The sequence below is a fragment of the Methanococcoides vulcani genome (genome assembly GCF_900111645.1).
Classification (GTDB): Archaea; Halobacteriota; Methanosarcinia; order Methanosarcinales; family Methanosarcinaceae; genus Methanococcoides; species Methanococcoides vulcani.
The window spans coordinates 458365-471167 of the sequence record NZ_FOHQ01000001.1; the positions used below are offsets into that span (position 1 = coordinate 458365).

At 44.4% G+C, this 12803-nt stretch carries 9 protein-coding genes; 3 read left to right on the forward strand and 6 right to left on the reverse strand.

Going from position 1 to position 12803, the window contains the following annotated elements; genetic code table 11:
• Window positions 1-65: 65 nt before the first annotated feature.
• Window positions 66-3647, reverse strand: a complete 3582-nt coding sequence (locus tag BMX02_RS02415) for a NosD domain-containing protein (protein WP_091688718.1) — start codon at window positions 3645-3647, stop codon at window positions 66-68.
• Window positions 3648-4043: 396 nt separating this feature from the next.
• Here BMX02_RS02415 and BMX02_RS02420 point away from each other — a divergent pair, with 396 nt between their 5' ends.
• On the forward strand, window positions 4044-5483 hold the full coding sequence (locus BMX02_RS02420) for a dicarboxylate/amino acid:cation symporter (RefSeq protein ID WP_091688720.1): 1440 nt from the start codon (window positions 4044-4046) through the stop codon (window positions 5481-5483).
• Between the two features lie 137 nt (window positions 5484-5620).
• Here BMX02_RS02420 and BMX02_RS02425 read toward each other — a convergent pair whose 3' ends face one another.
• Window positions 5621-6898 carry a homocitrate synthase/isopropylmalate synthase family protein gene (locus BMX02_RS02425; RefSeq protein WP_091688721.1) on the reverse strand — a complete coding sequence of 426 codons (1278 nt, stop codon included), beginning with the start codon at window positions 6896-6898 and terminating at the stop codon, window positions 5621-5623.
• Between the two features lie 335 nt (window positions 6899-7233).
• On the opposite strand from BMX02_RS02425, the gene BMX02_RS02430 reads away from it, so the two are divergent.
• Window positions 7234-7737 (forward strand): TrpY family transcription regulator, encoded by a 504-nt coding sequence (locus tag BMX02_RS02430; RefSeq protein WP_091689101.1) that lies wholly within the window; start codon window positions 7234-7236, stop codon window positions 7735-7737.
• A gap of 29 nt (window positions 7738-7766) precedes the next feature.
• Here BMX02_RS02430 and BMX02_RS02435 read toward each other — a convergent pair whose 3' ends face one another.
• From BMX02_RS02435 to BMX02_RS02445, 3 genes are read right to left on the reverse strand one after another with little or no spacing between them, the layout of a single operon-like run.
• Complete coding sequence (locus BMX02_RS02435) at window positions 7767-8966, reverse strand: geranylgeranyl reductase family protein (protein ID WP_091688723.1); 1200 nt, start codon at window positions 8964-8966, stop codon at window positions 7767-7769.
• A gap of 47 nt (window positions 8967-9013) precedes the next feature.
• Window positions 9014-10297 (reverse strand): 3-phosphoshikimate 1-carboxyvinyltransferase, encoded by a 1284-nt coding sequence (aroA, locus tag BMX02_RS02440; RefSeq protein WP_091688725.1) that lies wholly within the window; start codon window positions 10295-10297, stop codon window positions 9014-9016.
• Window positions 10298-10951 (reverse strand): thymidylate synthase, encoded by a 654-nt coding sequence (locus tag BMX02_RS02445; protein WP_091688726.1) that lies wholly within the window; start codon window positions 10949-10951, stop codon window positions 10298-10300.
• Between the two features lie 179 nt (window positions 10952-11130).
• Between BMX02_RS02445 and BMX02_RS02450 the strand changes: the two genes are divergently transcribed.
• On the forward strand, window positions 11131-11577 hold the full coding sequence (locus tag BMX02_RS02450; protein ID WP_091688728.1) for a DUF488 domain-containing protein: 447 nt from the start codon (window positions 11131-11133) through the stop codon (window positions 11575-11577).
• A 5-nt stretch (window positions 11578-11582) separates the two neighbouring features.
• Here BMX02_RS02450 and htpX read toward each other — a convergent pair whose 3' ends face one another.
• Window positions 11583-12440 (reverse strand): zinc metalloprotease HtpX, encoded by an 858-nt coding sequence (htpX, locus tag BMX02_RS02455; protein ID WP_091688729.1) that lies wholly within the window; start codon window positions 12438-12440, stop codon window positions 11583-11585.
• Window positions 12441-12803 lie beyond the last annotated feature (363 nt).

The following is a 12803-nucleotide window of genomic DNA, read 5'->3' on the forward strand; positions in this document are numbered from 1 at the left end:
CAATCCCATCCAAACAGCACATAATCGTTTTTGAGTATGTGGAATCTGAAGTGATTCCACTTAACTCAATCCCGCTTTCTTCTCAGGAAAAGCACAATCGCAATTCCAAGCACAACTACTGTCAGTAAAAGAAGGGTGGTTAGCACCGGATATTCTTCGACTGAAATGTAACCTATCTTTGTCTCAGTGTGACTTCCATTCAGATTACTGGCATTCAATGATACATCATAGATTCCAGGCATATCGTAGGTGTGAATCGGATTCCGAGTAGTGTAATCAACTATGCCATCTCCATTCACATCCCATTCCCATGAGGTTGCATTGCTTGAGAAATCTGTAAACTGAACTGTCATTGGAGCTTTGCCTGAAGTAACATTGGCAGTGAAATCAGCCACAGGAGGCAGTAAAAACGAATATACTCCTTCATCTGTTACCTCAACGGTATAAGGCTGGTCTGGTATATCACCAACAGTGACCTCTTTGCATAAGATTATGCTAGTGCCTCTTGTCGAGACCTCAAGGGTATAGGTATCTGTGGGCTCTGCATCTGGCTCTGGAATTATTTTTATTTGGTAATTCCCTGGTTTTGGAGCTGGAATTAATATGCGGTCATCTGAATCACCATCCCCATTTATGTCGGTTTCCGTATAAGTTGCTCCAGGGATCTGATTTGTTTGTTTATTGATTATTAATCCTTCTGGATCCACGACTTCTAGATCTACAGGACATGTGCCAGTGATTGTTAGTGTATCTGCAAGTGGCAGGAAGTCGATATTGTTTGAATGAATAGCATATTTATTTAGGGGTGAATCACAGAAACCATCATCATTCGTATCTACATTTGTCTGGCTGAATCCGTCGTTGTAAGGAGTTGCCCAGAAGTTGCCGCCAAGATTATGACCACCCATGATATTCGTGCCTTCGGTCTCTATGGTGTTCCAGTCATTGCCTGTGTTGGTCCCCCTAAAGTCAGTATTGTCAGTGTTGTTGAAGTGGTTGTTGTAGATGAGATTATCATTGGAATGGTACAGATAGATGCCGTCGTCGTTGTTCAACACCGTGTTGCTGGTCAGGTTGTTGTTGCTGGAATCTCTCAGATAGATGCCGTTGTAGTTGTTCAACACCGTGTTGCTGGTCAGGTTGTTGTTGTTGCTGGAACTACGCAGATTGATGCCGAAGAGATTGTCCGACACCGTGTTGCTGGTCAGGTTGTTGTTGCTGGAATCATTCAGAACGATGCCGTTATCATTGTTCGACACCATGTTGCTGGTCAGCGTGCTGTTGCTGGAAGACCACAGATAGATGCCTGTTTTACCACTACCTGAAGCGCCGCTCACCTTGAACCCGCTGATGGTCACCCAGTCAGCGGTAACCTCGAAGACATGATCGCTGGAGGATGCGGCGGTGACATGCGTGACGGCAGCGCCATCGGTTGAAGTGATGTTCAGTTGCTTGTTCACGTTCACATTCTCATAGTACGTGCCTGGATACACAAGGATGGTATACCCATTAAATGTAGTTGGAGCTTCCACAGCATCCTGTATTGATGTATAATCTGCGTCCGGATATTGTATTAAATCGTCAGCGACTGTGATGGTGGCTGCTGGTGCAGCCAGAGGCAGATAGTCCACGTGACCCGATGCAATCCAATAGGGTACGTCGCATATATCATTACCTCCCACATCAACATCAACACAGGTCTGGCTGAACCCATCGTTGTAAGGTGTTGCCCAGTAGTTCCCACCCAGATAAGGTCCTTCAACAATGTTTGGACCTGAGGAATTGGTGGTATTCCAGACATTGTTAGTATTGGTCCCGGTAAAAAAAGTATTGGCAGTGTTGTTGAAGTGGTTGTTGTAGATGAAATTGTTGCTGGAAGAAGACAGACGGATGCCGCTGCCGGTATTGTTCAACACCTTGTTGCTGGTCAGGTTGTTGTTGCTGGATGCCTCCAGATAGATGCCGCGGTAATTGCCCGATGCCGTGTTGCTGGTCAGCGTGTTGTTGCTGGAAGATACCAGAAGGATGCCGTAATAGTTGTCCGACGCCGTGTTGCTGGTCAGGTTGTTGTTGGTGGAATACCAAGACAGCCAGATGCCTGCTTTATTAGTATCTGTAGCGCTGCTCACATTGAAACCGGTGATGGTCACCCAGTCAGCGGTAACCTCGAAGACATGATCACCGGGGGATGCGGCAGTGACATGCGTGACGGCAGCGCCACCTGTTGAGGTGATGTTCAGTCGCTTGTACACGTCCACGTTTTCTGTATACGTTCCCGGGTAGACAATGATAGTATCCCCATCAGTTGTAATTACATTATCTATAGCAGCCTGTATCGTGGTGTAATCTGCATCTGGGCAATCATCTCTGAGATCGTCCACAGTGATTGTCTTTGGCATATAAAGCGGCAAGTAGTCTATATTGTTCGCATCGAGTAGTACGTATGGCCAATCACAGAATCCATCTCCATCTAAATTAACAACAAGCTGGCTGAACCCTCTACCATCCGGTTTTGCCCAGCAGTTCCCACCAAGGAAAGGACCGCCAATGATGTTTGGACCTGAGGAATTGGTGGTGTTCCAGACGTTTCCGAACCTGTGAGTAGAAATATAAGCGTTGTTTGTATTATTGAAATAATTGTTGTAGATGATGTTATAGTAGTTGTATCTCCTCAGATAGATGCCGTAATCATCGTTGTACGATGCAATATTATTGATCAGCGTGTTTTCGCTGCAGGATTCATCTAGATAGATGCCGCAATAGTTGTTCGATGCATTGTTATTGTTCAGCTCGTTGGCGTTGGAATACTGCAGAAGGATGCCGTTTGCGTCGTTGTTCGATGCGGTGTTGTTGTAGATGATGTTATCGTAGTTGGATTCCTGCAGAAGGATGCCGTTCCCGTCGTTGTACGATGCAATATTATTATTCAGCGTATTGTAGAATGTACCCTCCAGATGGATGCCGCTATCTTTGTTCGAGTTTGCATTGTTGTTGTTCAGCTCGTTGGCGTTGGAATGGTACAGATAGATGCCGTCGTCGTTGTTCAACACCGTGTTGCTGGTCAGGTTGTTGTTGCTGGAATGAGACAGACGGATGCCGTACTTGTTATCCGAAGCTATATTATTGCTCAGCTCGTTGACGTAGGAATCCTCCAGATGGATGCCGTAATAGTTGTACGATGCATTGTTATTGTTCAGCTCGTTGTAGTAGGAACCCGTCAGATAGATGCCGTAATAGTTGTACGATGCATCGTTATTACTAATATTACAGTTCTCAAACAACCCGGCAAGATATATTCCAGAATATGGCCAACCAAAATTAGCACCTGTTACATTAAAGCCACTAATAGTCACATAATCCGCAGTCACATGGAATACATGATCAGTTGAAGAGGCAGCCTGAACAATAGTATCACTAGGATTCCCAGATTGTGATTTTATGGTCAACTCCTTGTCCACATCTACGTTCTCTGTATAGGTTCCTGGATAAACAATGATTGTATTCCCGTCAGTTGCCGCGTTTATGGCACTCTGGATAGAATCCCCAGGGTACACATGTATCTCAATTGCTGCTACTGTACCTACGGCCATTACCAAAAAAACAAAAACCATTGCAAAACAAATCAGTAGACTTTGTCTAATTCTCATTATTTCCCACCATCAAATAATTAAGAAGATATCTACAAAATTTATTCTATATTTAAATGTGGTTTTTCAAAGTACTTATATTTTTTTTTTGGAAACTGGATTAGTAACAATTGTTACTAATTTTAGGCATAGATTATATTTATTTTACACAAGAATTCTAGCTTTACAAAAATCTAGCGTACAAAAAAATAGACTTACCTATATCCCCGACTTACTATGCGGGGGGTCGGATTCGAACCCTCGAATTCCTTCGAAGAAAATCCAATATAAGTTTCGTTCAAAGACTTTAAATCGTACAGAACGACTATTATTATAGGGACCTGTAAAAAGACAGGTCGCTGTTTGTACATCTAATTATCACTTCAATCCAAAGAACTCGTAATTCAATTCGTGATCATGCCAAACAGATATCGTATTCCCGAGCCACTTTCCCTCATTCATCCTCGTTCATTGAAATATCTGAGCTTCCAGCTGCAATCATTGGTTAAAGGCAGGCTATGGCTCAAGATACTTCTTGGAATGTTCCTTGGAATCATCACCGGTCTGGTACTTGGACCATCGACCGGATTGGTGGGTCAGGATGTTTCATATACCATCGGCGAATGGCTGGCATTACCGGGTTATATTTTTCTGGCACTGTTGCAGATGATAGTTGTTCCTCTTGTTTTTGCATCTATTATCCGGGGTATTGCTGCCGGTGAGGACATGGAGCAACTCAAAATGATCGGGTTGCGTACGGTTGGATATTTTCTCGCAACCACAGCAATTGCCATACTGATCGGTCTTAGCCTTGCTTTAGTGATAGGTCCGGGTAATTATATCAGCAGCGACCTGGTTCAGGGGACAATGGGGTCGGAAATCCCTGAGGTCAACGAAGGTGCTGTCACAACTCCTGGTATTGCAGATGTTCCTGGAATGGTCACTACCATCCTGCCTACTAATCCGCTTGGATCACTAGCTACCGGACAAATGCTTCAGGTGGTGGTCTTCTCAATTATAATAGGTCTGGCCCTGGTTTCGATGTCTCCCACACAATCAAAACCCCTGCTTGACCTTCTGGGTTCACTTCAGGAAGTTAGCATGACAGTTGTGCGATGGAGCATGTTGCTTGCACCGCTAGCTGTTTTTGGTCTTATAAGCAAGTTCACGTTGAATCTCGGGATCGATGCACTTCTGGGAATGCTGGTCTATGTGGGAACTGTATTTTTAGGGCTTTTATCGCTACTTGCCGTTTACCTGCTGACAGTTTTCATAATTTTAAGAAAAGGTCCTATTGATTTCCTGGGATCTGTAAGGGATGTATTATTACTTGCATTCTCAACATCCAGTTCTGCTGTAGTCATGCCTTTGTCCATCAAGACCGCCGAGGAAAAGTTAGGTGTAAGACCTTCCATTTCCCAATTTGTCATTCCACTGGGTGCAACTATAAACATGAATGGTACAGCTCTTTACCAGAGTATAGCAGCAGTTTTCCTCGCGCAGGTGTTTGGTGTGGAACTTGGTTTTGGTGCTCTTCTGCTGGTCATGATCACCGTAGTAGGTGCTTCGATCGGTACTCCTTCTACACCGGGAGTTGGGATAGTGATACTTGCCATGATACTGAGCAGTGTTGGGATACCAACTGCAGGTATAGCACTTATTATCGGGGTGGACAGGATCCTTGATATGAGTCGCACATCCGTGAACGTCACAGGTGATCTCGTAACTTGTGTGATAATGGATAAATGGGTCGGCAGCAAGAAACCCGCAATGCAAGAGCGCTTTGAAAGCTCAAAACGTGAAACACAAAGAAAGATCCTGGGGGAAGATGTTATTGTCAATTCGAACGATGGGTGATCTTGTTCTTCAACAAAGCTCTTTCTTGATAAGGTTCCTGTGAAAAAAAGAGCAATTCAATACTGAGATTACCTAAAAATTCAATATTGCCGATCTTAAAAAAAAGGTATACTTATCCGCTAAAAAGCGGACAAGCTTTAGATCGTTTTTCTTCCCATGTTCTTTTCGACGATAGGCTCGAAGAGGAAATACTTCTCGACGTATGCCTGTATCTCTTCATCAGAGATACAGGAAACACGCTTTTCCTTGTCATACAGTTCATGTATGTCGCTCTGGATAGACCTCAGACGTGGGTCGTTCTTTTCGACGGTTATCTGAACTCCCATAAGGTCGTTCAGTGTGTCCTGTACTTTGAAACGAAGTACTTCGATACCTGATGAATCGCCTATAAGGAAAGCCCTCTTTCCACCTACGATCTCCGGTGGATATGGTTCGTAGGTGAATGGGTTCTTGATGACGCCTGCAGTGTGGATGCCTGATTCGTGAGCAAAAACATTTTTCCCTACGACAGACTTGTTCCTTGGGATCCTGATCCCGATTTCCGTCTGCATGAACTTTCCAAACTCTGCAAGGCATTCAAGGTTATATTTGTCAAAACCTTCAACACGACGGCTAAGGAACAGCAACAACTTCTCCATCTCCGCATTTCCGGCCCTTTCACCAATACCGAGGAAAGTTACATTGGACCAGTTTGCACCGTGCCAGTATCCTGCGATAGAGTTGGCAACTGCCAGACCAAAATCATCGTGGCAATGTGTCTCAATGTTCTTTGCATTAAGGTCTTCTTTTAAGTGTTTCACCATCTCAGGTATGCCGAATGGTTCATCCACATCTATAAATGGAACTCCAAAACCAATTGTATCACAAAGACGGATCGTACAATCCGGATCGATCTCAAGTATCTTTTCGATAAGCGGATATACAAAATGAGTATTGTCAGCTCGTGTCATATCCTCAATATGTGCACGGGTACGAAGACCATGATCCACTGCATACTGTAGTGTGTTCAGGTACTTCTCTTCTGCTGCTTCCCTGCTGGGGAGTCCCATCTTATCCAGGATATGTGCATCAGAGACTGACATCAATATTCCTGTCTCTTCGATATCCTCAATATCCAGGACCATGTCTATATCTGCAGGTACGGCTCTTGCCCATCCGGTGATCTCAGGTGATTCATAGCCCCTGTCGAACATCATCTTAATAGCGTTCCTGTCACGCTCATTGTAGACGAATGTTTCCAGTTTTTCAATTCCTATCTGATGCAGAAACTCGTATATCCTGAATTTGTGATCTGCCTTTAAGACAATACCTGGCATCTGTGCCCCATCACGAATGGTACTGTCACTTATGCTTACTTCCTGCCCCTTTGGGAGCTTGACCTTTGGAAGATCCTCATAAGTTTTGTATATATTCATAAAATACCTCCTTGAACGTAATCGACTGTGAAACTTTGTAGTTTAAGCCATTTACAGGTCCTTTATATTTCTTAGTGACAAAACGGTTTAAGAACAGTCCGTTTTTTGAATAGGAACCTGCCTGTAAAAAACATCATCATCTGATTGAGTTTTCTCTTTGATTTTATTCCTGTAATACTTTATCCTTAAAATGTCTTTCTTTTTTACCCTCAAAATAATTTGGAAGGAATATTCTATAGTTTTTGGAGTCCATGTAGCAACGGAACATTTATTAACTGCTTTTTTGTATGAATCAGAGCTTAAATCTTTATAATTTGGGAAACAAGATGGTAAACATGTGGAGCACAGTACTCAAAAAGTTCGAAAAGCATCCTGCACAGCAAAAGGTCATAAAGATCCTTTTTGAACGTGGATTTCAGGTGAATGATGAAGGAAAAGTGACATCCGGTTCAATTGAGATCCCTCATACACAACTGGCAAAAGAAGCAGGCGTAGATCGCAGGGTGGTCGATGCTACTACAGATACCATTCTCACAGACGAACTTCTGACTAATATTTTCCAGAATGTAAAATCAATACCATTCCTTCGTGATGTTGCTCCGTCCCTGGGCCTTGGTGTTATTATAATCACGCCGGAAGATGCTGCAAATATAGGTATCCTTTCTAATGTTTCGAAGGTAATTTCCGATCACGGTCTCAGCATCAGGCAGGCAGTATCGGATGATCCGCATTTTAATAATGAAGCAAAACTGACCATCATCACCGACTCAAAGATCCCCGGTGAACTTGTTAGTGACATCCTGAATCTTCAAGGTGTCAAAGGTGTCAGCATATACTGAAAAGTAAAAAAGTCACTACACAAAAAAGGTCATAGTACTGCTTTTGCAAAAGCTCTGCACACGCCTATCAAATGCCTTGAATTCATTGGATTCAACAACTTTCTGATCAATATTGAGGGATGATCCATATCCCCATATTTTGTGATCATTTCAAGTATCGCAGGATTGTTCATCGATGTTATCAGGTCATCCAGCTGATCATCGGTTAGTCCGCCGACGAAATCATGTATCTTCATTCCGATACCAAGTTCACGGCCAAGTTCGGCCTGCCATCGTTTTTCGTATGAACTGAGCCTCTCTCCGGAAACATCGCCATCAAGTACTGCTTTTGCTGCAACTTCACCTGCGATCTTCGCACAGGCAGCTCCTGTGTAGATGCCGCCTCCTGAAGTTGGTTTTACCTGTCCTGCAGCATCTCCTGCAATGAGTATGCCATCCTTGTAGGTTCGTTTAAGAGGGCCGATAGGTATTCCACCCACCACAAGGTCAAGCATACATCTGGAGTGGCCAGTGGAAAGCTGAGGGTTCGAAGAAATAACTCCTTTGAGGTAGTTTATTGCATTTTGCTCATTTCCAGGTTCAACAGCAAGTCCTATTCTTGATATATCCTCACTGACAGGTACGGTCCATGCAAAAAAACCAGGTGCATTCGATCCAACGAACAGCTCTACAAAATCATCGTCTTTTGATCGGTAGGGTGCTTCTATCTGTACTCCTGACAGGATCCTGTCAACTCTTCCCAGGCCTGCATATCTGGCGACATTGCTCTTTACGCCGTCTGCTCCGATGACAACCCTCACTTTTATGTTTATGGTTCTTCCCATATGCATTACTGAAAGGACCTGCATGCCGTCCTTCTCCTGAAGCCCGGTCACACGTCCCTTTAGCATCAGTTCTGCACCGGAATCCACTGCCATTGAAACAAGGGTTCGGTCAAACATCTTTCTGGAAACGACATATGCCTTTGTCTTCCTGCCGTCTATGGGAAGACAGGTCCCATTTGGCGAATGGACAAAAGCACCACGTACACTGTTCAATACGAAATCGTCATCAGGTGCAATATCACATTCAGCTACAGCACGTGTACTTAATAGTCCGGTGCACTCCACGGGTGTGCCAATAGATGAGTGTTCCTCGATCATGAGCACCTTTGCACCGTATCTGGCAGCATAACGTGCAGCTGTGGATCCTGTAGGTCCGGCTCCGACCACAACAACATCATAGATCATGGGAACAACTCAAAAAGTAAAAGAATAAAATGAACAATGGTTCGTTCTCATTGCTCACTAAGAATAACGTCAGCGCCTATTGAACGCATTGCATCAAAGAAGTTCGGGTATGAGATGAAGATGGATTCTGCGGTATCGATAATGGTATTACCGGCAACCATGCCTGCAAGTGTCAAGGCCATTACGATACGATGGTCGTGCCATCCATGTACTTCTGCACCTGTGAATTCCCCTCCTCTTATGGTCAGGGTATCCTTTTCTTCCCTGCAAAAGATTCCCATCTTCTCAAGTTCCACAGCCATTGCATGAAGCCTGTCCGTCTCCTTGTAGCGTACATGCTCAGCATTGGCGATTATGGTCTCACCCTTTGCCATGGCACCAAGGACCGCAACTGTGGGCACAAGATCCGGGGTGGCACCTGCATCCATGGTGATACCATGAAGCTCTCCACCTCTTGCAGTTACCGTTCCTGCTTCCATGTCCCAGTAGATATTTGCACCCATCTCTTTCAGTATGTTTATGATGGCTATATCGCCCTGCATCGAAGGGAACAGGTTCTTGACGGTCACGCTGGAGTTTGTCATTGCAGCGGCTGCAAGAAGATATGATGCAGATGAGAAGTCACCAGGTACGGTGTATTCCTGAAGGTTATATCTCTGGTTTCCGGGAATGATGAACTTAGGGTTGTGATTGTCTTCAACGAGGATCTCAACACCTGCTTTTTCAATAACATCCAGTGTGACATCGATATAAGGTTTGGATTTTAGTTCGCCCTTGATAGAGAGGGTCGTACTGTTCTTTGTAAGCGGGCATGCGAGCAGTAATGCTGATATGAACTGTGAACTGATGGACCCGTCAATCTTGACAATAGCGCCTGTAAGGCCGCCGGTGACCACAATTGGTGCACACCCATTGTTACGGGTAGAATAGGCATCAACCCCAAGGTCGTTCAGGACCCTGAGAAGAGGGTCATTAGGTCTTGACCTTATGGAATTATCGCCTGTAAGCACAGTAGTTCCCTCGGTAAGTGCAGAGATGGCGGTCATGAACCGAAGTGTGGTTCCTGAATTTGCTACATCTATTACATCCTCGGGGACTTCCGGAACACCATCCACACCGCTGATCAGGAGGTCTTCTCCCTCCTTTTCGATGTATGCACCGAACATCTCACTGGCGCGGATAGTGGATTGTGTATCTGCAGATAGCAGTGGTCTGTGGACGATTGCATCTCTTGAAAGGGCAGCTATGGCGATAGCCCTGTGAGTGTAGCTCTTTGAAGGTGGTGCGAATACCTCGCCATGCACACTGGATCTTCCAACTGTTACTTTCATTTACTGCACCCCTTTTACAATGTTCTCGATCTTGTCCCAGTCATGGTCATATATATGTGCAGAGATGCTCACGGTGGTGATGGTTCCTGCTGCTAGTCCTACATGTTCGGCAACGTATTCAAGAAGCTTTGAAAGGCCATAGAGATTAGCGGGATAAGCCCCTGCAAAGTCGTGGCTGCGGAATACTGTTGTGAGGTGGACCTTTTCATCCCTTATCTTAAAATCATCAATTATCATACAGGGTACTTCATCAACATGGGTGTCCACGGTCGGGATCCATGTGACTGCTGTAGCTCTTCGGGTCGTCCTGTTGTTTTTCAGTTTTTCAATAACATAAGCGATCTGGTCGACTTTATCGTCCCAGTTGCGAAGCCTCTGGCCATATGTATATTCGAAATCCTGTGCATTTTCACCAGTGATAAGCTGCTTTGCATACTCTTCCAGCCTTTCATGGTTCCATGCGATATCTGCAGGGATCTCGTCCCTGTACGGATCATCTATCACGACCATCAGGTTCATGAACTCTCGTATCTGGCTTCCTCTCTCATCTGTAATGACCTTACCGTGATTCCATAGTACATTGAGCCCGCGGTACCATGCATCACTGATGGTCTGAGCTTTTATGATCCTTCCAATTGCCGCATCCTGCGTCATGACAAATTCTCCCTATAATGTACTAAAATAAGCATTATCCTCTAATATAGCTATCTATTTAAAAATAATCCGGGAATCGTCACGAAGGGGAATAGCACTTTGCTCTATCGATGAACTAAGCTTTGCTGATAATGTAATACAGAAAAGGTAATAAACTTCACATACCTTCAGTCATCCCGATGGATGAAGATGCCCGATGCTATACCATTGGCTACGGAAACAGGTCACTGGAAGAATTTATCGATATTCTACAACAGTATGACCTCTCCTGCCTGGTTGATATTCGCAGCTATCCGCATTCGGTACGTGAAGAGTTCAATAAAGAGAACCTCGAGATCGTGCTGCCGAAATATAATATTGCTTATTCTCATTGTCCCGGGCTTGGAGGCTTGCGGGAAGAAAGCTATACCGATTATATGAGAACGAATGAGTTCAGGGGCTATTTCGCAAAATTGACCGGCAAGATGAAAGAGATCAATAGCAACGGCTCTGATATCGTCCTTATGTGTGCTGAGAAAAATCCGAAAAACTGTCACAGGTATAAGCTGTCAAATGAGCTGGAAGCCAGTGGAATAAGAGTTATCCACCTGACCGATCCCGGCCAGGCAGATATTTTCATGTTCTAATTATCTTACATTGCGTTCAAACGACGGATCCTTTCTTCTGTGGGTGGGTGTGTCCTGAAAAGTTTCATCAGTGAGCTACCTCTCAGAGGGTTGACGATGAACATATGTGCCGTGTTCTCGGAAGGCTGTACGTCGTTCCTGCGTGGGTGGTAGTTCTGTGTACCGGATTCCAGTTTGGAGAGCGCGCTGGCAAGTGCCCATGGTTTCTGTGATATGCGTGCTCCTTCTGCATCTGCTGCGAATTCACGTGATCGGGAGATCGCAAGCTGGATTATGGTCGCAGCTATTGGTGCCACAATTGCAAGTGCAATGAATCCTACGATATTGCTTCCTCCATTGTCGTCCCTGCCTCCGATGCCGCCGAAGATAGCAGCCCATCTTGCCCATGTTGCAAGCATTGTGATTACACCTGCAACAGTTGCTGCAACTGCACTGATAAGTGTGTCACGGTTCTTTACATGTGCAAGCTCGTGTGCCAGTACACCCTCGATCTCTTCCGGTGTCAACAGGTTCATGATACCTGTGGTGGCTGCAACTGCTGCATGTTTAGGATCTCTTCCGGTTGCAAATGCATTTGGCATGGATGTCTCCACAATGTACACTTTAGGCATTGGGAGGTCTGCACGCATTGCAAGGTTGCGGACGATCTCATACAGTTTCGGACTTTCAGATTCTGTGACCTCTTTTGCATGATACATCTTCAGGACGATCTTGTCACTGTACCAGTAACTACCGAAGTTCAGGACGATCGCAAAAGCAAAAGCTATGAACATACCGGTAGTGCCGCCAATAAGACGACCCACAACGATCAGGAGTCCTGTCAGGGATGCCAGCAATAATGTGGTCTTAAACATATTCTTCATTTTCTACCTCATTTTGGGGTGGATGTTTATTTAGTTGATTGGATCAACTACCATTAATATATCCACACATACCCTGTAATCCATTGAATTATAATTCTATATAAATAGTTTGGTACGATCGAGTGATCCTCCCTTCTCAACATCGCCTAATATATTTCTCATACATGGATTAAATTTATAAAGTTTCACTTCGTTCAAAAACAAAATAATTACGGTGGTATGTACATGATTAAAAGAAGTTCTGGAAATGGTGTAAAAACTATCTATACAATTATGGGTTTTGCAATATTGTTCCTTTTGACAATGTTACTAGCAGGATTGGTTTGTGTACGATAAAAAAAGGAAAGAAAAGAAAAGAAGACT

Excerpts from the sequence above, each read along its gene's own strand:
- BMX02_RS02415 (WP_091688718.1), bottom strand. The coding sequence starts at position 3,647 with ATGAGAATTAGACAAAGTCTACTGATTTGTTTTGCAATGGTTTTTGTT.
- BMX02_RS02420 (WP_091688720.1), top strand. The coding sequence starts at position 4,044 with ATGCCAAACAGATATCGTATTCCCGAGCCACTTTCCCTCATTCATCCT.
- BMX02_RS02425 (WP_091688721.1), bottom strand. The coding sequence starts at position 6,898 with ATGAATATATACAAAACTTATGAGGATCTTCCAAAGGTCAAGCTCCCA.
- BMX02_RS02430 (WP_091689101.1), top strand. The coding sequence starts at position 7,234 with ATGTGGAGCACAGTACTCAAAAAGTTCGAAAAGCATCCTGCACAGCAA.
- BMX02_RS02435 (WP_091688723.1), bottom strand. The coding sequence starts at position 8,966 with ATGATCTATGATGTTGTTGTGGTCGGAGCCGGACCTACAGGATCCACA.
- aroA (WP_091688725.1), bottom strand. The coding sequence starts at position 10,297 with ATGAAAGTAACAGTTGGAAGATCCAGTGTGCATGGCGAGGTATTCGCA.
- BMX02_RS02445 (WP_091688726.1), bottom strand. The coding sequence starts at position 10,951 with ATGACGCAGGATGCGGCAATTGGAAGGATCATAAAAGCTCAGACCATC.
- BMX02_RS02450 (WP_091688728.1), top strand. The coding sequence starts at position 11,131 with ATGGATGAAGATGCCCGATGCTATACCATTGGCTACGGAAACAGGTCA.
- htpX (WP_091688729.1), bottom strand. The coding sequence starts at position 12,440 with ATGAAGAATATGTTTAAGACCACATTATTGCTGGCATCCCTGACAGGA.